This is a genomic window from Pseudomonas sp. BN515, from assembly GCF_029873155.1.
In the GTDB taxonomy this organism is placed as follows: Bacteria; Pseudomonadota; Gammaproteobacteria; order Pseudomonadales; family Pseudomonadaceae; genus Metapseudomonas.
Genome location: NZ_SSOH01000041.1, coordinates 25,426 through 48,377 on the forward strand (window position 1 = coordinate 25,426; position 22,952 = coordinate 48,377).

The 22,952-nt window shown below is 63.8% G+C and carries 23 protein-coding genes; 9 read left to right on the forward strand and 14 right to left on the reverse strand.

The window, feature by feature from the left end; genetic code table 11:
* Positions 1 to 6: 6 nt before the first annotated feature.
* The 4 genes from E8E91_RS10615 to E8E91_RS10630 form a co-directional block, all read right to left on the reverse strand.
* Entirely contained in the window at positions 7 to 1,053 is a 1,047-nt protein-coding gene (locus tag E8E91_RS10615) for a sensor domain-containing diguanylate cyclase (protein ID WP_280375726.1), read from the reverse strand.
* A 57-nt stretch (positions 1,054 to 1,110) separates the two neighbouring features.
* Positions 1,111 to 1,503 carry a lactoylglutathione lyase gene (gloA, locus tag E8E91_RS10620; protein WP_190834359.1) on the reverse strand — a complete coding sequence of 131 codons (393 nt, stop codon included), beginning with the start codon at positions 1,501 to 1,503 and terminating at the stop codon, positions 1,111 to 1,113.
* Between the two features lie 95 nt (positions 1,504 to 1,598).
* Positions 1,599 to 2,816, reverse strand: coding sequence for an argininosuccinate synthase (locus E8E91_RS10625; RefSeq protein ID WP_280375727.1), 1,218 nt, complete (start codon positions 2,814 to 2,816; stop codon positions 1,599 to 1,601).
* A gap of 129 nt (positions 2,817 to 2,945) precedes the next feature.
* Complete coding sequence (locus E8E91_RS10630; protein ID WP_280375728.1) at positions 2,946 to 3,962, reverse strand: OmpA family protein; 1,017 nt, start codon at positions 3,960 to 3,962, stop codon at positions 2,946 to 2,948.
* A 167-nt stretch (positions 3,963 to 4,129) separates the two neighbouring features.
* Here E8E91_RS10630 and pyrC point away from each other — a divergent pair, with 167 nt between their 5' ends.
* Entirely contained in the window at positions 4,130 to 5,176 is a 1,047-nt protein-coding gene (gene pyrC, locus E8E91_RS10635; RefSeq protein WP_280375729.1) for a dihydroorotase, read from the forward strand.
* Positions 5,173 to 5,847, forward strand: coding sequence for a ribonuclease T (gene rnt / locus E8E91_RS10640; RefSeq protein WP_190834353.1), 675 nt, complete (start codon positions 5,173 to 5,175; stop codon positions 5,845 to 5,847). The genes pyrC and rnt overlap by 4 nt, the downstream gene beginning before the upstream one ends.
* Before the next feature lie 122 nt (positions 5,848 to 5,969).
* Here rnt and E8E91_RS10645 read toward each other — a convergent pair whose 3' ends face one another.
* Positions 5,970 to 6,572 carry a peroxiredoxin C gene (locus E8E91_RS10645; RefSeq protein ID WP_280375730.1) on the reverse strand — a complete coding sequence of 201 codons (603 nt, stop codon included), beginning with the start codon at positions 6,570 to 6,572 and terminating at the stop codon, positions 5,970 to 5,972.
* A gap of 282 nt (positions 6,573 to 6,854) precedes the next feature.
* Here E8E91_RS10645 and E8E91_RS10650 point away from each other — a divergent pair, with 282 nt between their 5' ends.
* From E8E91_RS10650 to E8E91_RS10660, 3 genes are all read left to right on the forward strand, one after another.
* Positions 6,855 to 7,073: a bacterioferritin-associated ferredoxin gene (locus tag E8E91_RS10650; protein WP_069085145.1), complete on the forward strand. Its 219-nt coding sequence runs from the start codon at positions 6,855 to 6,857 to the stop codon at positions 7,071 to 7,073.
* A gap of 199 nt (positions 7,074 to 7,272) precedes the next feature.
* Positions 7,273 to 7,743 (forward strand): bacterioferritin, encoded by a 471-nt coding sequence (gene bfr, locus E8E91_RS10655; protein ID WP_280375731.1) that lies wholly within the window; start codon positions 7,273 to 7,275, stop codon positions 7,741 to 7,743.
* Positions 7,744 to 7,749: 6 nt separating this feature from the next.
* Positions 7,750 to 7,902, forward strand: a complete 153-nt coding sequence (locus E8E91_RS10660) for a hypothetical protein (protein ID WP_280365199.1) — start codon at positions 7,750 to 7,752, stop codon at positions 7,900 to 7,902.
* Positions 7,903 to 8,001: 99 nt separating this feature from the next.
* Here E8E91_RS10660 and grxD read toward each other — a convergent pair whose 3' ends face one another.
* From grxD to E8E91_RS10680, 4 genes are all read right to left on the reverse strand, one after another.
* On the reverse strand, positions 8,002 to 8,328 hold the full coding sequence (gene grxD, locus E8E91_RS10665) for a Grx4 family monothiol glutaredoxin (protein WP_280365197.1): 327 nt from the start codon (positions 8,326 to 8,328) through the stop codon (positions 8,002 to 8,004).
* Positions 8,329 to 8,421: 93 nt separating this feature from the next.
* The gene (locus tag E8E91_RS10670) at positions 8,422 to 10,530 is read right to left on the reverse strand and encodes a molybdopterin oxidoreductase family protein (protein WP_280375732.1); all 2,109 of its coding nucleotides are present in this window, start codon (positions 10,528 to 10,530) and stop codon (positions 8,422 to 8,424) included.
* Positions 10,531 to 10,666: 136 nt separating this feature from the next.
* Positions 10,667 to 11,104: a hypothetical protein gene (locus E8E91_RS10675; RefSeq protein ID WP_280375733.1), complete on the reverse strand. Its 438-nt coding sequence runs from the start codon at positions 11,102 to 11,104 to the stop codon at positions 10,667 to 10,669.
* Positions 11,105 to 11,287: 183 nt separating this feature from the next.
* Positions 11,288 to 12,811 (reverse strand): sensor domain-containing diguanylate cyclase, encoded by a 1,524-nt coding sequence (locus E8E91_RS10680; RefSeq protein WP_280375734.1) that lies wholly within the window; start codon positions 12,809 to 12,811, stop codon positions 11,288 to 11,290.
* A gap of 371 nt (positions 12,812 to 13,182) precedes the next feature.
* Here E8E91_RS10680 and argF point away from each other — a divergent pair, with 371 nt between their 5' ends.
* Both argF and E8E91_RS10690 read left to right on the forward strand, forming a co-directional pair.
* Positions 13,183 to 14,100 (forward strand): ornithine carbamoyltransferase, encoded by a 918-nt coding sequence (gene argF / locus E8E91_RS10685; protein WP_280375735.1) that lies wholly within the window; start codon positions 13,183 to 13,185, stop codon positions 14,098 to 14,100.
* Positions 14,097 to 15,206, forward strand: coding sequence for an ABC transporter ATP-binding protein (locus E8E91_RS10690; RefSeq protein WP_280375736.1), 1,110 nt, complete (start codon positions 14,097 to 14,099; stop codon positions 15,204 to 15,206). Before argF ends, E8E91_RS10690 begins: the two co-directional genes overlap by 4 nt.
* 56 nt (positions 15,207 to 15,262) lie before the next feature.
* Here the strand turns inward: E8E91_RS10690 and E8E91_RS10695 are convergent, their stop codons facing one another.
* The 4 genes from E8E91_RS10695 to ybaK all read right to left on the reverse strand — a co-directional run bounded on the left by E8E91_RS10695 (position 15,263) and on the right by ybaK (position 19,011).
* Positions 15,263 to 16,045: a PhzF family phenazine biosynthesis protein gene (locus E8E91_RS10695; RefSeq protein WP_280375737.1), complete on the reverse strand. Its 783-nt coding sequence runs from the start codon at positions 16,043 to 16,045 to the stop codon at positions 15,263 to 15,265.
* Positions 16,046 to 16,146: 101 nt separating this feature from the next.
* Positions 16,147 to 16,938 (reverse strand): transporter substrate-binding domain-containing protein, encoded by a 792-nt coding sequence (locus tag E8E91_RS10700; protein WP_280375738.1) that lies wholly within the window; start codon positions 16,936 to 16,938, stop codon positions 16,147 to 16,149.
* Positions 16,939 to 16,963: 25 nt separating this feature from the next.
* Entirely contained in the window at positions 16,964 to 18,451 is a 1,488-nt protein-coding gene (gene glpK, locus E8E91_RS10705) for a glycerol kinase GlpK (protein ID WP_280375739.1), read from the reverse strand.
* 89 nt (positions 18,452 to 18,540) lie between these two features.
* Positions 18,541 to 19,011, reverse strand: coding sequence for a Cys-tRNA(Pro) deacylase (ybaK, locus tag E8E91_RS10710; protein WP_190834334.1), 471 nt, complete (start codon positions 19,009 to 19,011; stop codon positions 18,541 to 18,543).
* Positions 19,012 to 19,112: 101 nt separating this feature from the next.
* On the opposite strand from ybaK, the gene E8E91_RS10715 reads away from it, so the two are divergent.
* The gene (locus E8E91_RS10715) at positions 19,113 to 19,871 is read left to right on the forward strand and encodes a DeoR family transcriptional regulator (protein WP_280375740.1); all 759 of its coding nucleotides are present in this window, start codon (positions 19,113 to 19,115) and stop codon (positions 19,869 to 19,871) included.
* A 137-nt stretch (positions 19,872 to 20,008) separates the two neighbouring features.
* Complete coding sequence (gene glpD / locus E8E91_RS10720; protein WP_280375741.1) at positions 20,009 to 21,538, forward strand: glycerol-3-phosphate dehydrogenase; 1,530 nt, start codon at positions 20,009 to 20,011, stop codon at positions 21,536 to 21,538.
* 213 nt (positions 21,539 to 21,751) lie between these two features.
* On the opposite strand, the gene E8E91_RS10725 is transcribed toward glpD, so the two are convergent.
* Positions 21,752 to 22,750, reverse strand: coding sequence for an alpha/beta hydrolase (locus tag E8E91_RS10725; RefSeq protein WP_280375742.1), 999 nt, complete (start codon positions 22,748 to 22,750; stop codon positions 21,752 to 21,754).
* Between the last annotated feature and the right edge of the window lie 202 nt (positions 22,751 to 22,952).

Consider the following 22,952-nt stretch of genomic DNA (forward strand, 5'->3'; position numbering starts at 1 on the left):
CCAGAATCAGACGCTGCTCCAACCAGGCCCGGCGCGATGCAGGGCGTTGTCGGCCTCCTGCAGCAGTTGCTCCAGGTCCTGCCCTCGGCTCGACTCGGCATGGCCGATGCGCAGGGTCAGGCTCTGCTCCGCTGCGCGATTGAAGGCTCCGAGGCCAGCGCGCAGGCGCTGCAGAACGGCGTGCGGTTCGCCATAGCCGGTGGTCAGCACGAGGAACTCTCCCCCACCGAGGCGCGCGATCAGGTCGTCCCGGCGGAACTGCGCCCGCAACATGCGCGCGGCCACCAGCGGCAGGTTTTCGGCGGGCCCACCGTCGTTGCTTTCCACTTGCAGGTGAAGCAGCAAGCAGGGTGTGTCGCGCTGGCGTGACGCATCGAGACTCTCGGCGGCGTGACGCAGGAAGCCGAGGCGGTTGTGCAGGCCGGTGAGTTCGTCGGTCATGGAGAAACGCTGGATCTCCTGCTCAACCCGCTCGCGCTCACAAGCTTCGTCGTAGAGCAGGCGGTTGGCAGCCACCAGATCCTGGGTACGGGCAATGACACGCTGTTCGAGCTCGTTGTAGAGCTGGACGTTCTCCATGGCCACCGAGGTCGAGTCCGCCAGGGCCTGGAGCAAGCCGACTTCGCGCACGCTGGCCAGGCGCGGAGTGGCCCAGTAGGTGCCAATCGCCCCCACCGGGGCCATGCTGCGGATGGGCACCATGACCAGGCTTTTGACAAAGGTCGGGCGGTAGGCGTCGTGGGGGATGCGCGGGTCCTGGTAGATGTCTTCGATCACCGCGGGCTCGCGGTTGAGCATGGCCCAGCCGCTGATGCAGGTTTCCATGGGGAAGCGCAGGCCCTTCCACAGCGGAGAGATGGCGTCCTCGTCCTTGTAGTAGCAGCGATCGCCGTCGCGCAGGACGAAGGTGGCGCCATCGGCCCCCACCAACTCCCGCGCGGCACTGCGCACGATCTCGGCGATACGGTCGAGATCACGGGCCAGGGACAACTCCTGGATGGCCCGCACCAGGCATTCGAGATTGCGTTCGTAGCTGACAGCGGAACCATCCATAGACCCACGCCTCCGGACCGGGGCGAGAGCGCCCCGGATTCATATCAGCATAGAGCGTCAGTCGTTGCGAGAGGGGGACAGCAATTCGATTTTGTAGCCGTCGGGATCTTCCACGAAGGCCAGGATGCTGGTGCCGTGTTTCATCGGGCCCGGTTCGCGGGTGATCTTGCCGCCACGGGCGCGGATGTCTTCGCAGGCCTTGTAGACATCGTCCACTTCCAGGGCGATGTGGCCGTAGGCGTTGCCCAGCTCGTACTTGTCCACACCCCAGTTGTAGGTCAGCTCGATCACGCTGTTATGGGCCTCGTCGCCGTAGCCGACGAACGCGAGGGTGAACTGGCCGTCCGGGTAGTCCTTGCGGCGCAGCAGGGTCATGCCCAGCACTTCGGTGTAGAAGGCGATGGATTTGTCCAGGTCGCCGACTCGCAGCATGGTATGCAGCAGTCTCATCGATACTTCCTCATCGGTTGCCCGTATTTCGTGGGCTCTTAAATGACGAACCCCGGCTTTTGGCCGGGGTCCGTAGGCTCGTGCTTACAAGCTTATCAGAACAGCTTGCGGCCCTTGCCTGCGGCGATGCGCATGCGCAGGGCGTTGAGCTTGATGAAGCCAGCAGCGTCGGCCTGGTTATAGGCGCCGGCATCGTCCTCGAAGGTGGCGATGTTGGCGTCGAACAGGGAGTCGTCGGACTTGCGGCCGACCACGATGACGTTGCCCTTGTACAGCTTCAGGCGAACTACGCCGTTCACGTTGGTCTGCGAGGCGTCGATCATCTGCTGCAGCATCAGACGCTCCGGGCTCCACCAGTAACCGGTGTAGATCAGGCTGGCGTATTTCGGCATCAGCTCGTCTTTCAGGTGCGCGACTTCGCGGTCCAGGGTGATGGACTCTATGGCACGGTGAGCGCGGAGCATGATGGTGCCGCCGGGGGTCTCGTAGCAGCCGCGGGATTTCATGCCGACGTAGCGGTTCTCGACGATGTCGAGGCGGCCGATGCCGTTCTCGCCGCCGATGCGGTTCAGCTCGGTCAGCACCTGAGCCGGGGTCATGTCCTTACCGTCGATGGCAACGATGTCGCCATTGCGGTAGGTCAGCTCGATGTAGGTCGGGGTGTTCGGCGCGGCTTCCGGGGACTTGGTCCAGCGCCACATGTCTTCTTCGTGCTCGGTCCAGGTGTCTTCCAGCACGCCGCCCTCATAAGAGATGTGCAGCAGGTTGGCGTCCATGGAGTACGGGGACTTCTTCTTGCCGTGGCGCTCGATCGGGATGTTGTGCTTCTCGGCGTAGTCCATCAGCTTCTCGCGGGACAGCAGGTCCCACTCGCGCCAGGGGGCGATCACTTTCACGCCCGGCTTCAGGGCGTAGGCACCCAGCTCGAAGCGCACCTGGTCGTTGCCCTTGCCGGTGGCGCCGTGGGAGATGGCGTCAGCGCCGGTCTCGTTGGCGATTTCGATCAGGCGCTTGGCGATCAGCGGACGGGCGATGGAAGTACCCAGCAGGTACTCGCCTTCATAGATGGTATTGGCGCGGAACATCGGGAACACGAAGTCGCGAACGAATTCTTCGCGCAGGTCATCGATGTAGATTTCCTTGACGCCCATTGCCTGAGCCTTGGCGCGGGCCGGTTCGACCTCCTCGCCCTGGCCGAGGTCAGCGGTGAAAGTCACCACTTCGCAGTTATAGGTATCTTGCAGCCACTTGAGGATCACCGAGGTGTCCAGGCCACCGGAATAAGCCAGGACAACCTTCTTTACGTCCGCCATGCCATCAACTCCACGGGGGTTGTACGAAAAACCCGTGATTCTACTGACCCTGGCGGCCAAATTACAGTGTCGCGACAGCTTATGACGACGAGGCGACAGATTCTGTCAGTTGCGCGACGAGCGGCAGGCTCAGGACCCGGTCGGAGTCCGGGGAGCGGGAGCGGCGCCCTGGACACCCGGCGCGCTAGGCGGTGCGGCCGGCGCGGCGGCGGGAACACCAGGCTTGGCCGGAGCGGGCGACTCAGCGGGTGCAGGTGCTGGAGCAGGGGCGGCGGCTGGCGCCTCCACGGGCAGGTCAACGCGGGACAGCTGCACGGTGGCGCGACGGTTCTTCGCCCGGTTGGCCGAGCTGTTGTTCGGTGCCAGCGGATAACGCTCGCCATGGAAGCGCATGACCATCTGCGCTTCGGGGAAGCCGTTGGCCTTGAAGTAGTCGTACACCGCCAGGGCGCGGCGGCGCGACAGGTCTCGGTTGGTCAGGCGGTTGCCGCTGTTGTCGGAGTGACCGTCGATTTCGATGTGATTGACGCTGGGATCAGCCTTGATGAAGTCGAGCATGATTTCCAGCTTCGCCCGCGCCATGTCGTCCAACTCCATGCCGCTGCCCGGAAAGCCGACCTGCACCTGCTTGACCTGGTCGAAGTTCACCGGCAGCAGCTTGGCGGTGCAGGCCAGGTAATCCTGGTAGGCCTGATTGAACTTCACCGGCAGCAGACGCACTTCCATGGCATCGCCGCCCTGGAGGGTGCGATGCCGTATGACTGGGCTGCGGCCTTCCAGCAAGCCGGTAAGCAGACGACCGGCCTGTTGCTGGGAACTGTTGAAAGGCACTTCACCGCCGCCGACGCTGACCACGCCGAGGTTGATGTCTCCCCTCCCCGGCTGCCAGGGCGCCGCAGCCGCCAGCAGCGTCGCCGAGCCGGCGCCCATCCAGCGCTCGCGCGCCTTCAGGCGGAAGGTGGCCTGCTCGCCCGCCCGGCGCACGAACTCCCCCGAACCGAAGTCGGTGATGGGCTGCGATAGCCGGCATTCGAACTTATCCCCCTCGACCTTCCACTCCACTTTCTCCAGACGCGTCTGGAAGGTAATGGCCATGGCCGGCAGGCTGGCGAACAAGCTCAGGAAGACGAGATAGCGCTGGCGCACGGCGGGCTCCACGGGGAATTACGGCGTTCCTGCTGGATATCGGTGCCAAGCGGAAAAACTTGAGCGCGGTTTTACTCATGAGGCTGTCGCCAGCTCCTGCCCTGCGTGCCCCGGAAGGGCTTTTCCGGTAGCATGTCCGCCCAGTTCTGCCCGCCTGGAAGCCCCTCATGTCCGACCGTTTGACCCTCCTGCGTCCCGACGACTGGCACATCCATCTGCGCGATGGTGCCGTCCTGGCCCATACCGTCGCCGATGCTGCCCGCACCTTCGGCCGCGCCATCATCATGCCCAACCTGGTGCCCCCGGTCCGCAATGCCGAGGAAGCCGACGCCTATCGCCAGCGCATCCTCTCTGCCCGCCCGGCCGGCAGCCGATTCGAGCCGCTGATGGTGCTCTACCTCACCGACCGCACCAGCCCGGAGGACATCCGCGCGGCCAAGGCTTCCGGTTTCGTGCACGCAGCCAAGCTCTATCCGGCCGGCGCCACCACCAACTCGGACTCCGGCGTCACCAGCGTCGACAAGATCTTCCCGGCCCTGGAAGCCATGGCCGAAGTCGGCATGCTGCTGTTGGTACACGGTGAAGTGACCCGTGGCGAGATCGACGTATTCGACCGGGAGAAGGTGTTCATCGACGAGCACCTGACCCGTGTGGTCGAGCGCTTCCCGACCCTGAAGGTTGTGTTCGAACACATCACCACCGGCGACGCGGTGCAGTTCGTGCAGTCGGCCTCGGCCAACGTCGGCGCCACCATCACTGCCCATCACCTGCTGTACAACCGCAATCACATGCTGGTTGGCGGCATCCGCCCGCACTTCTATTGCCTGCCGATCCTCAAGCGCAACGTGCACCAGGAAGCCCTGCTGGACGCCGCCACCAGCGGTAGCGCCAAGTTCTTCCTCGGCACCGACTCGGCGCCCCATGCCAAGCACGCCAAGGAAGCCGCCTGCGGCTGCGCCGGCTGCTACACCGCCTACGCGGCCATCGAGCTGTACGCCGAAGCCTTCGAGCAGCGCAATGCGCTGGACAAACTCGAAGCATTCGCCAGCTTCCACGGGCCGGACTTCTACGGCCTGCCGCGCAACACCGACCGCATCACCCTGGTGCGCGAGGAGTGGACCGCCCCGGCCACCCTGCCGCTGGGCGAGCAGGTGGTGGTACCGCTGCGCGCCGGCGAGAAGCTGCGCTGGCGTCTGCTGGAGGAGCAAGCGTGAGCGAGGACCTCTACGACGACGAACTGGACGGCAGCCTGCCGTCCGGCCCGCGCCATCCCATGGCGGCGCGTTTCCGTGGTTACCTGCCGGTAGTGGTGGACGTGGAGACCGGCGGTTTCAATGCCGCGACCGACGCCCTGCTGGAAATCGCCGCGACCACCATCGCGATGGATGAGCAGGGCTTCCTCTATCCGGACCACACCCACTTCTTCCGCATCGAGCCGTTCGAAGGCGCCAATATCGAACAGGCCGCGCTGGAGTTCACCGGGATCAAGCTGGATCACCCGCTGCGCATGGCGGTGAGCGAGGAGCACGCGTTGACGGAAATCTTCCGCGGCCTGCGCAAGTCGATCAAAGCCAACGGCTGCAAGCGCGCCATCCTGGTCGGCCACAACTCCAGCTTCGACCTCGGCTTCCTCAACGCCGCGGTTAACCGGACCGGCCTCAAGCGCAACCCCTTCCACCCCTTCTCCAGCTTCGACACCGCGACGCTCGCCGGCCTTGCCTACGGGCAGACCGTGCTGGCCAAGGCCTGCCAGGCCGCTGGCATCGAGTTCGACGGCCGCGAGGCGCACTCGGCGCGTTACGACACCGAGAAGACCGCCGAGCTGTTCTGCGGCATCGTCAACCGCTGGAAGGAAATGGGCGGCTGGATCGACGACGAGGACTGACCTCTGCATCCAGTTGTAGGAGCGAGTTTGCTCGCGAAGCTTCACCAGCAAGCTGGCTCCTACCAACACCCAGACATGAAAAAGCCCGGCAAATGCCGGGCTTTTTCTTGACCTGGAAACGCTTACAGAGAAGAAGCGTTTTCGGCGAGGTATTGAGCAACGCCTTCCGGAGAAGCGGTCATGCCCTTGTCGCCTTTTTTCCAGTTGGCCGGGCAAACTTCGCCGTGCTCTTCGGTGAACTGCAGGGCGTCGACCAGACGCAGCAGCTCGTCCATGTTACGGCCCAGCGGCAGGTCATTGACGATCTGGGAACGCACAATGCCGTTCTTGTCGATCAGGAAGGCACCGCGGTACGCCACGCCGTCTTCGGACTCGACGTCGTAGGCTTTGGCGATTTCGTGCTTCATGTCGGCAGCCAGGGTGTACTTGACCTGGCCGATGCCGCCCTTGTCTACCGGGGTGTTACGCCAGGCGTTGTGGGTGAAGTGGGAGTCGATGGACACGCCGATCACTTCCACGCCGCGAGCCTGGAATTCGGGGATGCGGTGGTCCAGGGCGATCAGCTCGGACGGGCACACGAAGGTGAAGTCCAGCGGGTAGAAGAACACCAGACCGTATTTGCCTTTGATGGCCGAGGACAGGTTGAAGCTGTCAACGATTTCGCCATTGCCCAGAACGGCGGCAACGGTGAAGTCCGGAGCCTGCTTGCCTACGAGTACGCTCATTGAATGTCTCCTGAGTTGTCATGAGTAATCAGTGGGGCCGGGGGTCACAGCCTGGCCAACCGATGTGGCGGCGCCATGACACCCGCTTCCAAAAGGACGGGCAATAATACACTCGGCAGGTAGCCCCGCCCACCGCTTTCGACTAGCGGGTCAATGTCGGCGAAACACCGTCCGGGAACGCGGGAAGGCCTCTGGTCCGGGCCTTTCAAGCATATCTTTGACAATCATTCTCATTACTATTAGTATCCCCTCCATCCAACCACTCCCTGAGTTCTGAGTGCTATGTACGTCTGTCTCTGTCTAGGTGTCACTGACGGTCAAATTCGCGAAGCCATCTATGAAGGCTGCTGCAGCTATCGCGAAGTACGCAACACCCTGGAAGTGGGTACCCAATGCGGCAAGTGCGCGTGCCTGGCCAAGCAGGTGGTCAAGGAGACCCTCGCCGAGGTACAGAGCAGCCAGGCAGCCCTCGCCTACCCCGCTGCCTACGCTATCGCCTGACCATTCGGCGGAAACACAGGAAACCGGACCTCAGCGTCCGGTTTTTTTGTGCCTGTTTTTCAATTATTTAGAGTTCAAATGTAGAAGTTAAACATTCTTATTAATATTCAAATTCATTTGAAATTCAATAGCTTAGATTTGACACACTTAACTGCCAGGCTCAGAATTCATAAATCTCCCACCTACGGCAGGACTCCACATGAAAGGCGACAAGAAAGTCATTCAGCATCTCAACAAGATCCTCGGCAACGAACTTGTTGCGATCAACCAGTACTTCCTGCACGCCCGCATGTATGAAGATTGGGGCCTGAAGAAACTGGGCGATCACGAATACCACGAGTCCATCGACGAGATGAAGCATGCGGACAAGCTGATCAAGCGCATCCTCTTCCTCGAAGGCCTCCCGAATCTGCAGGACCTTGGCAAGCTGATGATCGGCGAGAACACCAAGGAAATGCTGTCCAGCGACCTGAAGCTGGAGCAGCAGGCAATACCGGACCTGAAGACCGCCATTGCCTACTGCGAAAGCGTGGGTGACTACGGCAGCCGCGAACTGCTGGAAGAGATCCTCGAGTCCGAGGAAGAGCACATCGACTGGCTGGAAACCCAACTGGGCCTGATCGATAAGGTTGGCCTGGAAAACTACCTGCAGTCGCAGATGGACGAGTAATCCAGCGTGATTAAAAAAGCCCCGCAATTGCGGGGCTTTTTATTTGCCTTTGAAATAATGGAAAACGGGAATATTTCCAATTGGCAAATGGCAGCGGGAAATAAGACAGAACTTCCCGAACTGAACTTACGCCCACTATCCGTGACTCAACTTCCTTGACCGGTACGCCTTACATTTCCCCCAGGTTCCGGAAGGCTGTTTGCCAGGCACCAATGAAAAAGCCCCGCACTTGGCGGGGCTTTTTCATTGAATGACGGATCAGGCGCTGGCCTTGCTCACGGCATCCTTGACCAGGGTCTGCAGCTCACCCTTTTCGAACATCTCGGTGATGATGTCGCTACCACCAACCAGTTCACCGGCTACCCACAGCTGCGGGAAGGTCGGCCAGTTGGCGTATTTCGGCAGGTTGGCGCGGATTTCCGGGTTCTGCAGGATGTCCACGTAGGCGAACTTTTCGCCGCAAGCCATGAGGACTTGCGCGGCGCGGGCCGAGAAGCCGCACTGCGGAGCGTTCGGCGAGCCTTTCATGTACAGCAGGACAGTGTTGTTGGCGATCTGCTCTTTGATGGTTTCGATGATATCCATTGGGCACCTCGGCTGAACTTTCCGACTGGTGAGTCGGCAGGATGGCGGCATTGTAACGGAAAGCCGAGCGGTGCGCTCGGACTCTCCATACCTTCAGGCGGCCACCACTTCCACGGGAACGCCATTGAGTGCCGCGTTGCCGGAAACCGCGTCCAGATGGCGCTCGTCGGTGAGGTCGTTGGCACTGGCACCGGGCTGCTCACTGGCGATACCCATGCGAACGCCGGGACGCGCGTGCCCCCAGCCGTGGGGCAGGCTGACCACGCCGGGCATCATGTCGTCGCTGGCGCCGACCTCCACCTCGATCACGCCCACCCGCGAACGCACCTTGACCCGCTGGCCATCCACCAGCCCGCGAGCCTCCAGGTCGTTCGGGTGCATCAGCAACTGGTGACGCGGCTTGCCCTTCACCAGTCGATGGTAGTTGTGCATCCAGGAGTTGTTGCTGCGTACGTGACGGCGGCCGATCAGCATCAGTTGTCCCTCCCGGGGTACAGGCTGCGCCGCAAAGCGGTCGAGGTCGCCCAGCAGGATCGCGGGGGCTGCCTCCACCTTGCCGCTGGTCGTCTTCAGGCGTCCGGCCAGATTGGGTTTCAGCGCTCCCAGATCGATGCCGTGGGGATGTTCCCGCAGGCGCGCCACAGACAGCTTGTGTTCGGAACGGTCGCCATAGGGGCCGGCGCGCAGGCCAATGTCGATCATCTGCTCAGGCGCCAGGGTAGGTTTGAGCTCGATACCGGTACGGGCGGCAAAGGCCTTGGCCAGGCCGACGAAGATTTCCCAGTCGTGCTTTGCTCCGGCCGGCCGGTCCAGAACGGCCTCGTTGAAGCGGGTGACGTTGCGCACGGCGAAGAGGTTGAAGGTGGTGTCGTAGTGCTCGTGCTCCAGCGGCGCGGTGGGCGGCAGGATCAGGTCAGCGTAACGGGTCGTCTCGTTGATATAGAGGTCGATGCTGAGCATGAATTCCAGGCCGTCCAGTGCCTGTTCCAGCTGGCGGCCATTGGGCGTGGACAGCACCGGGTTGCCGGCGACCGTCACCAGCGCCCTCACCTGCCCCTCGCCGGGCGTGAGCATCTCTTCGGCCAGTGCCGCCACCGGCAGTTCGCCGCCGTACTCGGGGAGGCCGGATACGCGGCTCTGCCAGCGATTGAAATGCCCGCCCGAGGTCGCGGACACCAGATCCACCGCCGGCTCGGTGCAGAGCACACCACCGACCCGGTCCAGGTTGCCCGTGACCAGGTTGATAAGCTGGATCAGCCATTGGCAGAGGCTGCCGAAGGCCTGGGTGGAAACGCCCATGCGGCCATAGCAAACCGCACTCTCGGCCGCAGCGAATTCCCGCGCCAGCTGGCGAATCTGCTCTGCCGGGATGCCGCAACGCTGGCTCATGGCTTCGGGTGTGAAATGGGCGATGGCCGCCCTGACCTGCTCCAGCCCCTCGACCTGGAGGTGGGTGGCGCGCCCCAAGCCTTCTTCGAACAGGGTGTTGAGCAGGCCGAAAAGCAGTGCCGCATCCTGCCCCGGACGCACGAACAGGTGCTGGTCCGCCATGGCCGCGGTTTCGCTGCGTCGCGGGTCTACGACCACCAGCTTGCCGCCCCGTGCCTGCAGGGCCTTCAGGCGCTTTTCCACATCCGGCACGGTCATGATGCTGCCGTTGGAGGCCAGCGGGTTGCCGCCGAGGATCAGCATGAAGCGGGTGTGGTCGATGTCGGGGATCGGGATCAGCAGGCCGTGGCCATACATCTGCTGGCTGATCAGGTGATGGGGCAGCTGGTCCACCGAGGTGGCGGAGAAGCGCCCGCGGGTTTTGAGCAGGCCGAGGAAGTAGTTGCTGTGGGTCATCAACCCATAGTTGTGCACGCTCGGGTTGCCCTGATACACAGCCACCGCGTTGTTGCCATGGCGCGCCTGGATATCGGCCAGGCGCTCGGCAACCAGGGCAAAGGCTTCGTCCCATTCGATGGGCAGCCATTCGTTGCCGGCGCGGCGCATGGGCTGGCGAATGCGGTCCGGGTCGTTCTGGATGTCCTGCAGAGCCACAGCCTTGGGGCAGATATGGCCGCGACTGAAGCTGTCGTGCGCGTCGCCCTTGATAGAAAGGATGCGGCGACTGCCGTCTTCCTGGTCTTCGGTCTCGATGGTCAGGCCACAGATGGCCTCGCAGAGATGGCACGCACGGTGATGGAGGGTCTTGGTCATGGCCTGGCCTCAAGTTCTTGTTCGAGACGACCGGTCGGGTCGCAAGGAGAAGACTATGGAGCCAGATTGGCCGATCGGCCAGCAGCGTCAGCGCCATGAATCGGCAGGCATCAGGCCTGCCGATTCGCCAACGCGGTCAGCGGATGGACTTGATGGTGCCCTTGTTGCCAGTCACCTTGGCGGTCACCTTCTTGAATACCACATAGTCCTGGACGGTCAGCTCGTAGCGAGGCGCCACGATCAGGTCAGCGCCGGATTCCTTGACGGCCTTGTAAGCAGCGGCGGATTTCACTGCGGAGATGGGATCGGGACCGAACGGCAGACCACCGCCAGTGTCGCCACCATAGGCAACACCATCCGCGAACTGGGAGTCCCCACCGAACTTCAGGAAGTTGAACAGGATGTTCACTTCGGACTGTCCGCTGATCTGCTCACCCACGGCGACGTCGGCCTTGAGATCAGTTTTCACGCTGCCATTCAGCGGCGAACTCGGCTGGCTGACGTTGTAGCTGCTGCAACCCGTCAGAGCAGCGAGGGCAGCGGCCAAGGCGGCGGGAACGAGGAACTTATTCATTGGAATCTCCATGGATCGTTGAAAGTCTGAGCGGCTCCGCAGGTTTTCCATATGCGGGAGCCATCCCCGGAACCACTCGATTCCGGGGACGCGCAAACCTATCAATCGACGGCTTGGAGCATCAGTTCATGCATTCCTAAAGGGCTCTCAGATACTTTCCCACCAGTTCCGCCCCGAATTACCTCAGGACGTAGGCTCAACCAGGCAAACCCGATTGCGCCCACCGCTCTTGGCACGATAGAGGGCGGTATCGGCCCATTCCAGAAGTTGCTCGGGACGGTCGTCGGGACTGGGCACCAGGCTGTGTGCGCCCACGCTCACCGTCACCACGCCGGCGGGGTTGTCGAAATGGGCCAGCCCCCGCTCGTAGACCGCCTGGAGAATCCGCTCCGCCACCAGCCGCGCGCCGGCCAGGTCCGTGTGTGGCAACAGCACCGCGAACTCTTCGCCGCCGTAACGCGCCACCGTATCGCCGGCGCGCACCTTGAAGCGACGCAGCACATCGCTCACCGCCTTCAGGCAGACATCGCCGGCCTGGTGGCCGTAGCGGTCGTTGTAGGCCTTGAAGTAGTCGACGTCGATCATTACCAGCGCCAGGGGTGAACCTACTGTGGCGGCACGGTGGAACTCGACCTGCAGGGCCTGATCGAACTGCCGGCGATTGGCGATGCCGGTCAGGCTGTCGCGGTTGGCCAGGTGAAACAGTTCGCGGTTTTCCTGCGCGATGCTCTGGGCAACGGCCATGCGTTTGCGCATCCGTGCCACCAGCCCTCCGCCGACGACGATCAACGCCAGTACCAGAACCGCGACCAGGCTGCCGACCATCGCCGCCTTGCGCCCCCATTCGGCCAGCACTTCCTGGCGGGACATGGACACGGCCGTCACCAGCGGAAAGTGGTCCAGGGCACGGTAGGCATAGACCCGGTCCACCCCGTCGAGCGTTGAAATGCTCGCCCCGACCCCCACAGGCGAGCGCTTGAGGTCGTGCTGGAACATGTAGCTGCCAGCCATGCTCTCTCCAGTACCCCCGACGTCCTCCGGCCGCCTATAGATGATGGTGCCGTCATTCATGGTGATGAGGATGCTGCCTTGCGCACCGATGTCGAAGTGCTTGTAGAACTCGCGGAAGTGATCGATACGGATGCTCGCCAGCACGACGCCGGCGAATCGACCGTCCTTGTCATTGAAACGGCGTGAAACCGGCAGTATCCACTCGCCAGTGGAACGGCTGCGGAGCGGACTGCTCACCTCCGTGTCACGGCTCACCGAATGGCGGTGATGCTGGAAATAGGTGCGATCCGCGTTGTTCGCGTCCACCGTGGGCGGCGGGTTGGTGTAGTGGAGCCAGCGTCCTTCGGCGTCGTAGACGAACACCCCGGCCAGCTGCGGGGAGCGCTGCTTGAAGGTCAGCAGCAACTGGTCGATGGCATCGGCACTGGTCTCGCCTCGTTCCAGCAGGGGAACCAGGGCGCTGAGGACGATATCGGCTTCCTTTATGGATTCCTGGGCATGCTGGGCGACGGAGTAGGCCAGGTTGGCATTGGCCTTGTCCGCCTCCCGCAGATAGAGCTGCTTGGAATCCAGGACCTGCGCCAGATTCACCAGGATGGCGCCCAACCCGGCGACCAGCAGCAAGGCGTAAGCCAGCCACAGGGAACGTCGGGTTCCCGGATTGTCCTGAACGGGCTCCGGACCGTTTCCGGCCATCCGCGTACTCCTCACTGCCTGCGACTGGACACACCTTAGACAAGCGCCTGGGTCGAAACAATCTGGAGCGATGGATGATTGCCGCCACCCCCGAGGTCGTTGTACAACCTTCGCCCCGGCGCGAATGGCGAGCTAGAGCGGCCTTTCCGATAGCACCGGAGTGCCCCGGCCAGTGCCGCCCCGTCAGGCGCATAGCCACGAACGACGCGGCCTCCAGCGCATATTGGAAAAGCGCGACATTTCCTTATAAGATCGCGCCTTCCCCCTAAATCGTCGCCACGTGCGGCTTTGACCGCCCGTCCCGCCTGCTTTGTTCCCGCAACACCCGGCCAGGACATGCGGCCAGTGACAAAAGAAGAAAGGTAGTAACCATGAGCGCTAGGCATTTTCTCTCCCTGATGGACTGCACTCCCCAGGAGCTGAACAGCCTGATCCGTCGAGGCACCGAGCTGAAGGATCTGCGCAACCGAGGCGTGCGTTACGAACCTTTGAAAAGCCGTGTGCTGGGCATGATCTTCGAGAAGGCCTCCACCCGTACCCGCCTCTCCTTCGAGGCCGGCATGATCCAGCTCGGCGGCCAGGCCATCTTCCTGTCCCCGCGCGACACCCAGCTCGGCCGCGGCGAGCCCATCAGCGATAGCGCCATCGTTATGTCGCGCATGCTCGATGCGGTGATGATCCGCACCTTTGCCCACAGCACGCTGACAGAGTTCGCCGCCCACTCCCGTGTGCCGGTGATCAACGGCCTGTCCGATGACCTGCACCCCTGCCAGCTGCTGGCCGACATGCAGACCTTCCTCGAGCACCGCGGCAGCATCCAGGGCAAGACCGTGGCCTGGATCGGCGACGGCAACAACATGTGCAACACCTATATAGAGGCGGCCATCCAGTTCGACTTCCAGCTGCGCGTCGCCTGCCCCGAAGGCTACGAACCCAATCCTGCGTTCCTCGCCCAGGCCGGCGACCGCGTCAAGGTCGTGCGTGACCCGCGCGAAGCCGTGGCCGGCGCCCACCTGGTCAGCACCGACGTCTGGACCTCCATGGGCCAGGAAGAAGAAACCGCCAAGCGCCTGGCGCTGTTCGCCCCCTACCAGGTGAACAAGGCGCTCCTCGACCTGGCCGCGGAGGACGTGATATTCATGCACTGCCTGCCGGCCCACCGCGGCGAGGAGATCAGCGTCGACCTGCTCGACGACCCCCGTTCGGTGGCCTGGGACCAGGCGGAAAACCGTCTCCATGCCCAGAAGGCCCTGCTCGAACTGCTGGTAGAACACGCCCATCACGCATGAATCGCGAAATGCTCCTCAACCTGCGCAACCTCACTTGCGGTTACCACGACCAGCAGGTTGTGCGGGGCCTGAACCTTCATCTCAATGCCGGTGATATCGGCTGCCTGCTCGGCCCGTCGGGCTGCGGCAAGACCACCACCCTGCGCGCCATCGCCGGTTTCGAGCCGGTGCTGGAGGGCGAAATCGCGCTGGCCGGCGACATCATCTCCCGCGCCGGATTCACTCTCGCGCCGGAGAAGCGTCACATCGGCATGGTGTTCCAGGACTACGCCCTGTTCCCGCACCTGACCGTGGCCGAGAACGTCGCCTTCGGTATCCGCAAGGAACCCGACTTCGAAGACAAGGTTGGCGAACTGCTGGAGTTGGTGAAGCTTGGCCACCTGGCCAAGCGTTATCCCCACGAGCTGTCCGGCGGCCAGCAGCAACGCGTATCGCTGGCCCGTGCGCTGGCGCCCGAGCCGCGCCTGCTACTGCTCGACGAACCCTTCTCCAACCTCGATGGCGAACTGCGCCGCCGCCTGAGCCAGGAAGTCCGCGAGATTCTCAAGGCCCGCGGCACCAGCGCCATCCTGGTGACCCACGACCAGGAAGAGGCCTTCGCGGTCAGCGACCATGTCGGCGTGTTCAGGGACGGCCTGCTGGAGCAGTGGGATACACCCTACAACCTCTATCACGAGCCCCTGACCCCCTTCGTCGCCAGCTTCGTCGGCCAGGGCTATTTCATCCGTGGCCAGCTGGTTTCGGCCGATTCGGTAAACACCGAACTGGGCACCATCCGCGGCAACCGCGCCTACACCTGGCCGCAGGGCTCGGCGGTGGACGTGCTGCTGCGCCCGGATGACATCGTGCATGCGCCGGAAAGTGACCTGCGCGCCAAGGTGATCGGCAAGACCTTCCTCGGCGCCGCCACCCTTTACCGCCTGCAATTGTCCACCGGCAGCCAGCTGGAATCGATCTTCCCCAGCCATGCCGACCACCAGCCCGGACAGGAAGTCGGCATCCGCATCGCCGCCGATCACCTCGTGGTGTTCCCGGCCCAGGGCAGCGTCGCCGCCCACTTCACGCCCCAGGATTCCGGCGTACGCCGCATCAGCGGCGCACTCTGAAACCTGTAGGGGCGATTTCAATCGCCAAGGGCAGCGCAGCTGCCCCTGAGTTCGCCCTACACCCAAAGCCTGCCGCTGGCCACCAGCACTGAATGTCCGGCGATGCTCACCCGATCACCGTCGAGTCGGCACCAGAGATCGCCACTGCGCGCGGAGCACTGTTCGGCGCGTAGCACGCGCTTGCCGAGGCGATTCGCCCAGTAAGGAATCAGCGCGCAGTGAGCTGCACCGGTTACGGGGTCCTCATCGATACCGATCACCGGGGCAAAGAAGCGCGAGACGAAGTCATGCTTCATCCCCGGCGCAGTGACGATCACCCCCGACCAGGGCAGTTTCGCCAGCGCCTTGAAGTCCGGCGCGCATTCGCGCACGGCCTGCTCCGAATCCAGCACTGCCAGCAGGAAGTTGGCTCCCAGGGCATCCACCGGGGCAACGCCGAGGGCATGCTCCAGTTCCAGGGTCACACCCACCTCCTGGGGAACCTGAGCGGGGAAATCCAGGGCCAGTCGACCCTCCTCCTCACGGCTCACCCGCAACTCGCCGGACTTGCTCATGAACTCCAGGCGGTCGCCCGGTTCCTGATAAAGCTCGAACAGCACGTGGGCGCTGGCCAAAGTGGCGTGGCCACACAGCGGCACCTCGGCCTTGGGAGTGAACCAGCGGATGTGCCAGGCACTGCCCTCCTTAACCAGGAAAGCGGTCTCCGACAGGTTGTGTTCGGCGGCGATGCGTTGCATGAGCTGGTCGTCGAGCCAGGCGTCGAGGCGATAGACCACCGCCGGGTTGCCACCGAATGGGCGTTGGGTGAAGGCGTCGACCTGATGGAATTCCAGCTGCATCACAAGCTCCTTTTTGAAGCGGGGTGGGAAAAACCAGCTTGCCAGCCATCAGCGTCCCGCGCGCCGTACAGCGGCCAGCTTTTATCGGGGGTACAGCCAAATCAGTCTAGTGGAGGCAAACCATAGCGCTGCAGGAGCGCGTTCATCCGCCCGGACTCTCGCAGGCGCTTGAGCCCTGCCTCGAACACCGCAGCATGCCGCGCGCTGGCTTTCAGCGCCGGAGAGAATGCGAGGTAGATGGGCACGTCCGGCGTGCGGCAACCCGCCTTCATCAACTTGCCCTGCTGGCCAGTGCTGGTGAGCAAGGCGTCCATCACCCAGGCATTCTCGACGGTGGCATCGACGCGGCCGAGCAGGACCTTTTCCACATTCATTGCCAGAGCCTGATCGCCGGACACGACCTGCACCCGCGCCGGATCATCCCGCTTGATGCGAATGTAGGTGTCCAGTTCCTGGCCGTAGCTGTAACTGTTGATGCTGCCCAGACGAACTTCAGCGAGCGACGCCAATCCGCGGTAACGCCATTGGCTATCAGGGGCAACGTAGAAGCACATGCGCGACACGCCGGGCGGCGTGCGAGTGAAGACGAAGTCGGGAGCGTCCTGGATACCGGCGCCAATCAGCGCATCCAGGCGGCCGTTTCGGGTGTCGTGGACAGCACGGGCCCAGTTCACCACGCGGTCTTCCACCTTGATGCCGGCTTCGCCGAAGATTTCCCGCGCCAATTCAACGAAGATGCCCGGCCGTGGCGAGCCGGGCTGGCAATTGATCGGGCACCAGATATCCCCGGCGATCACCAGGGTTTCAGCGCGAACCGTAGGAAAGAGCAAAGGAACGATCAGCAGCGCCAGTAGCTGCCAGCGGCATTTCAGCCATCCTTGCCCTTTCCCCATTGCGCCTCCCGTCCCTGTGGCGAACTCAAGCCCCGCTGCGCACCCGCTTAACGGCATCCAGCCAACCGTCATAGAGCTTCTTGCGATGCTCGTCGGCCATGCGCGGGGCAAAGCGTTGTTGACGATGCCAGTGGCTGGCCACTTCGTCCAGATCGCGATAGAGCCCGGCTTGCAAACCTGCGAGATAGGCCACGCCCAGCGCTGTGGTTTCCGTCACTTCCGGGCGCTCCACCGGCACCCCGAGGATGTCGGAGAGGAACTGCATCACCCAGTTGTTCTCCACCATGCCGCCGTCCACACGCAGGGCGCTGGGCGCGGCGGCGCCGTCCTGGGCCATGGCCTCCAGCAGGTCACGGGTCTGGTAGCAGACCGATTGCAGTCCGGCGGTGACGATCTCCTTGATGCCGGTGTCGCGGGTCAGGCCGAAGATGGCGCCGCGTGCGCGCGGGTCCCAGTAGGGAGCGCCGAGGCCGGTGAAGGCCGGCACCAGGTACACGCCACAGGCATCGCCAGTCTGTTCGGCCAGGGCCTCGGTATCGCGGGCGTGGCTGATCAGCTTGATGCCGTCACGCAGCCACTGCACCGCGGCTCCAGCGACGAAGATGCTGCCTTCCACCGCATAGCTCACCTTGCCATTCAGGCGGTAACCCACCGTGGTCAGCAGGCGGTTGCGGGAAACCACTGGCTGATCGCCTGTGTTCTGGATCATGAAACAGCCGGTGCCGTAGGTGCTCTTCACCATTCCCGGCTGGAAGCAGGCCTGGCCGATCAGCGCCGCCTGCTGGTCGCCGGCCATGCCGCGTACCGGAATACTGGCGCCGAGCAGAGACGCGTCGGTATCGCCGAACTCCGCGGCGCAGTCCAGCACCTCTGGCAACAGGCTGACGGGAATGTCGAACAGGCGCAGCAGTTCCGCGTCCCACTGCTGGCTGTGGATGTTGAACAAAAGGGTCCGCGAGGCATTGGTGGCGTCAGTGCGATGCACCTTGCCGCCGGTCAGGCGCCAGAGCAGGAAGCAATCCACCGTGCCGAAACGCAGCTCGCCACGCTCGGCACGCTCGCGGGCGCCCGGAACGTTTTCCAGCACCCAGCGCAGCTTGGTGGCGGAGAAATAGGGGTCGATCAGCAGGCCGGTTCGATTGGCCACATCCGCCTCGTGGCCAGCAGCCTTGAGCGAGGCGCAATAGTCCGCGGTGCGGCGGTCCTGCCAGACGATGGCCGGATGGATGGGCGTGCCAGTCACCGCGTCCCAGACCAGGGTGGTTTCACGCTGGTTGGTGATACCGATGGCGGCGATATCGGCAGGGTTGAGGCCGCTCTGCTCGATGGCCTCGCGACAGACCTTGAGAGTGGTCAGCCAGATTTCCTCGCCGTCATGCTCCACCCAGCCGTCCTTGGGGAAGTACTGCTTGAACTCCTGCTGGGCGCGCGCCACCGGCAGGCCCTGGGCGCTGAAAACGATGGCGCGGCTGCTGGTGGTGCCCTGGTCGATGGCGAGCAGGTATTGGGCCATGGGGATGCTTCCTTGTTGGCGTTCTTGTTGTCAGTTTCGAGCCTGTCCACGATCCCGCCACCCCTGCGCGGCGGATCGTGGGTGATTCCTCAGGGGCGGCCGATGTCGGCGAAATGTCCCTGGGTGTGGGTCGCCAGGGTGTCGGCCGAGAGTTCGACTTCCAGCCCGCGCCGGCCGGCGCTGACGTGGATGGTGTCGAAGTTGCGGGCGCTACCGTCGATGAAGGTGCGCAGGCGCTTCTTCTGTCCCAGCGGGCTGATACCGCCCACCAGGTAGCCAGTGCTGCGCTGGGCCTGGTTCGGGTCGGCCATCTCGGCCTTCTTCGCGCCAGCGGCATGGGCCAGGGCCTTGAGGTCCAGGGTGCCTGCCACGGGCACCACGGCCACCAGCAGTTCGCCCTTTTCGGTGGCGGCGAGCAGGGTCTTGAACACCCTCGCCGGGTCCAGGTTGAGCTTTTCGGCAGCCTCCAGCCCGTAGGAAGGCGCCTTGGGATCGTGGTGGTAGCTGTGCACCTTGTGCTCAGCCTTGGCTTTCTTCAGCAGATCGATGGCGGGAGTCATGTTCGATTGTGAAAATCCTGCGACAGATTCGGCGTACCTTAGCGGAAAAGCGGTGATTCGACAGCCCACCGCTATAATGCCGCGCAAAACAAGGAGCCAGCATGAACCTGGGCCCACGGCAACAAGACATCCTCGACCTCGCCCGCGAACGCGGCTACGTCAGCATTGACGAACTGGCCCAGGCCTTCGGCGTCACCCCGCAGACCATCCGCCGCGACATCAACCAGCTCGCCGAACACGGCCTGCTGCGGCGTACCCACGGCGGCGCCGCCAGCGAAGGTTCAAGCACCCAGAACACCGCCTACGCCATGCGCGCCGGGCAGAACCGTGACGAGAAACAGCGCATCGCCGATGCGGTGGCCGAATACATCCCCGACCACGCCTCGCTGTTCATCAACATCGGCACCACCACCGAAGCCATCGCCCGCGCCCTGATGGGCCACAAGGGCCTGAAGGTGATCACCAACAACCTGCACGTGGCTGCGCAACTGGCGGACAAGCCGGACTTCGAAGTACTGGTGGCCGGCGGCACCGTGCGCAGCGACGGCGGCATCGTGGGCCAGGCGGCGGTGGATTTCATCCAGCAGTTCAAGGTGGACTACGCCCTGGTGGGCATCAGCGGTATCGACGAAGACGGCAGCCTGCTGGACTTCGACTACCAGGAAGTGCGGGTTTCCCAGGCCATCATTGAAAACGCGCGGCAGGTGTTCCTCGCCGCCGACTCCAGCAAGTTCGGCCGCAATGCCGTGGTTCGTCTGGGCTCCATCGCACTGGTGGATCGCCTGTTCACCGACCACCAACCCTCCCCCGCGCTGGGCCGCCTGCTGGCCGAGCACAAGGTGCACCTCGAGCGGGTCTGACCCGCCCTCCCCCACATGAATTTTCAATGACCACCTGGCGCGAAACCGCGCATCGGGCTGGTCATTTTGTTCGCTCTCATCTAGGCTATTTTCGGAAATGAACATTGAAAGTTCAGTTTCGACCTTGGTGCCTGCCTATGAATCACAACCATTCCCCTATCGCCGAGGTCTATGACCTCGCCATCGTCGGTGGCGGCATCAATGGCGTCGGCATCGCCGCCGACGCGGCTGGCCGAGGTCTTTCGGTATTCCTCTGCGAGAAGGACGACCTCGCCCAGCACACCTCATCGGCCAGCAGCAAACTGATCCATGGCGGCCTGCGCTACCTGGAGCACCACGAATTCCGCCTGGTACGCGAAGCCCTGGCCGAGCGCGAAGTGCTGCTCGCCAAGGCGCCGCACATCGTCAAGCCGCTGCGCTTCATCCTGCCCCACCGGCCACACCTGCGCCCGGCCTGGATGATCCGCGCCGGCCTGTTCCTCTACGACCACCTCGGCAAGCGCAAGCGCCTGCCCGCCTCCCGTGGCCTGCGTTTCGGCGCCGGCAGCCCGCTGCAGGCGGAGATCACCCAAGGCTTCGAATACTCCGATTGCTGGGTCGACGACGCCCGCCTGGTGGTGCTCAACGCCATGGCCGCCCGCGAGCGCGGCGCCCATGTGCATACCCGCACCCGCTGCGTCAGCGCCCGCCGCAGCAAGGGCCTCTGGCATATCCACCTGGAGCGTGCCGATGGCAGCCTGTTGTCGATCCGCGCCCGCGCCCTGGTGAACGCCGCCGGCCCCTGGGTGGCACGCTTCATCGAACAGGATCTCAAGCAGGCGGCGCCCTACGGCGTGCGCCTGATCCAGGGCAGCCACATCATCGTGCCGCGCCTGCATGACGGCGAGCAGGCCTACATCCTGCAGAACGAGGACCGCCGCATCGTCTTCGCGATTCCCTACCTGGAGCGTTTCACGCTGATCGGCACCACCGACCGCGAATACCACGGCGATCCGGCCGAGGTGGCGATCACCGCCGAAGAGACCCGCTACCTGCTGGACGTGGTCAATCGCCATTTCAAGCGCCAGTTGAGCGAGCAGGACATCCTCCACAGCTATGCCGGCGTGCGCCCGCTGTGCGACGACGAATCGGACGATCCGTCAGCGGTGACCCGTGACTACACCCTGGCCCTTTCCGCCCATCCCGGCGATGCCCCCCTGCTTTCGGTGTTCGGCGGCAAGCTCACCACCTACCGCAAACTCGCCGAAGCCGCCCTGCAGCAGCTCGTGCCCTGGTTCCCCTTCGCCAAGGGCCCCTGGACCGCCAGCGCGCCGTTGCCCGGTGGTGAACAGATGGAAAGCCGCAGCGCCCTGGTGGAAGCCCTCTGCTCCAGCTTCGGCTGGCTGCCCACCCACATCGCCAGGCGCTGGGCCAACCTCTATGGCAGTCGCAGCTGGCACCTGCTGCGCAATGTCCGCGAACTGACAGACCTCGGCGAACACCTGGGCGCCGGCCTCTATACGCGGGAAGTGGACTATCTCTGCCAGGAAGAATGGGCGGCCAGCGCCGAGGACATCCTCTGGCGCCGTACCAAGCTCGGCCTGTTCATGAGCGCGACCCAGCAGGCGCGCCTGGCTCAGTACCTGAAGCACGAACATCCGCGCCGGCCGCGGGCGGATGCGGCGTAAGACGTACCGGGAAACTTCGTGGGGGCGAATTGCCCCCGTGCACAATGCCCACATCTTTGGCTCGGTCTGGATCGTAGGGTGCGCTGTGCGCACAGATTCCGGCATCGGCTTTCGCACCCTGTCAAACCGCCGGTGCGCGCGGCGCACCCTACCGGATCGGCTTCATCCTGCCAGCCTGAGCATTCGAATTGTCACAACTTGAAGGCTCCCCAATCACAGCTGCGCCACATGCCCCTCGGCGCGGCGATGGGCCTTCAGATGTGGCAGCACCGCCGATAGCAGCGGCTCCTTGAAGGCTTCCTGGAAGCGATGGGCCAGGCCGGGAATCAGCTTCAGTTCCGAACCCTTGATATGCGCCGCCACATGCACGCCGTGCATCACCGGCAGTAGCGGATCGGCGGTGCCGTGCACCACCAGGGTCGGCACCCGCAGGCGGTTGAGCATGTCGACGCGGCTGGGCTCGGCGAGAATCGCCAGGATCTGCCGCTGCACGCCTTCGGGGTTGAAGGACCGGTCATAGGCGCGGGCGGCCTGTTCGACCAGTTGCTCACGATCATCACTGACCTCCGGACTGCCAAGGGCGGCCAGCAGGTCGGCCTGTTGCTGGATGGCCACCTCCCGGCTCGGCGCCTCGCGCCGCGCCAGCAGGTCGAGCAAGGCGGCACTCGGCGCCGGCAGGCCCTGGGCGCCGGAGCTGGTCATCACCAGGGTCAGGCTGAGCACCCGTTCCGGGGCCAGGTCCGCCAGGTGCTGGGCGATCATCCCGCCCATGCTGGCGCCCAGGACGTGGGCCTGACGGATATGCAGCGCGTCCAGCAGGTTCAGCGAATCACGCGCCATGTCGCGCAGGCCGTAGGGCGCCGACACCGGCAGGCCCAGGCGATAGCGCACCACTTCATAGGGCAGGTTCGCCGAAGGCGCGGTACCTATCCAGGCGGACAGCCCGACATCGCGATTGTCGAAGCGGATCACCCGGAAACCGCTTTCGCACAGGCGCTCTACCACCTCATCCGGCCAGTGAATCAGTTGCCCGCCCAACCCCATGATCAACAGCAGCGCCGGATCCCGCTCACGCCCCACACTCTGGTACGCCAGACGCACCTCGCCCAGGTCGACGGTTTCCGTCGGCACGGTCACATCGCAGCGAGCGTTGGCGAAAGCAAATGAAGGCAGGCCGCAAATGAGCGCGGCGAGCAGGATCAGCACACGCATGTTGGAAATCCAGAACGCAAAACCCCAGTCGAACGCAATTCTGATGAATTTCCGTGTGTCGCTCTGCCACAGAACCGTGACAGTTTGATGACCGGCGCCGAACGGTCATGCCCTGCCCCGTCTACTCGGTTACAGACCAGTGAGAGTTTCAGGATGACCTGCGCCTAGCCGGCGCGAGTCACCCCTCGCCCTCTGGGAGAGG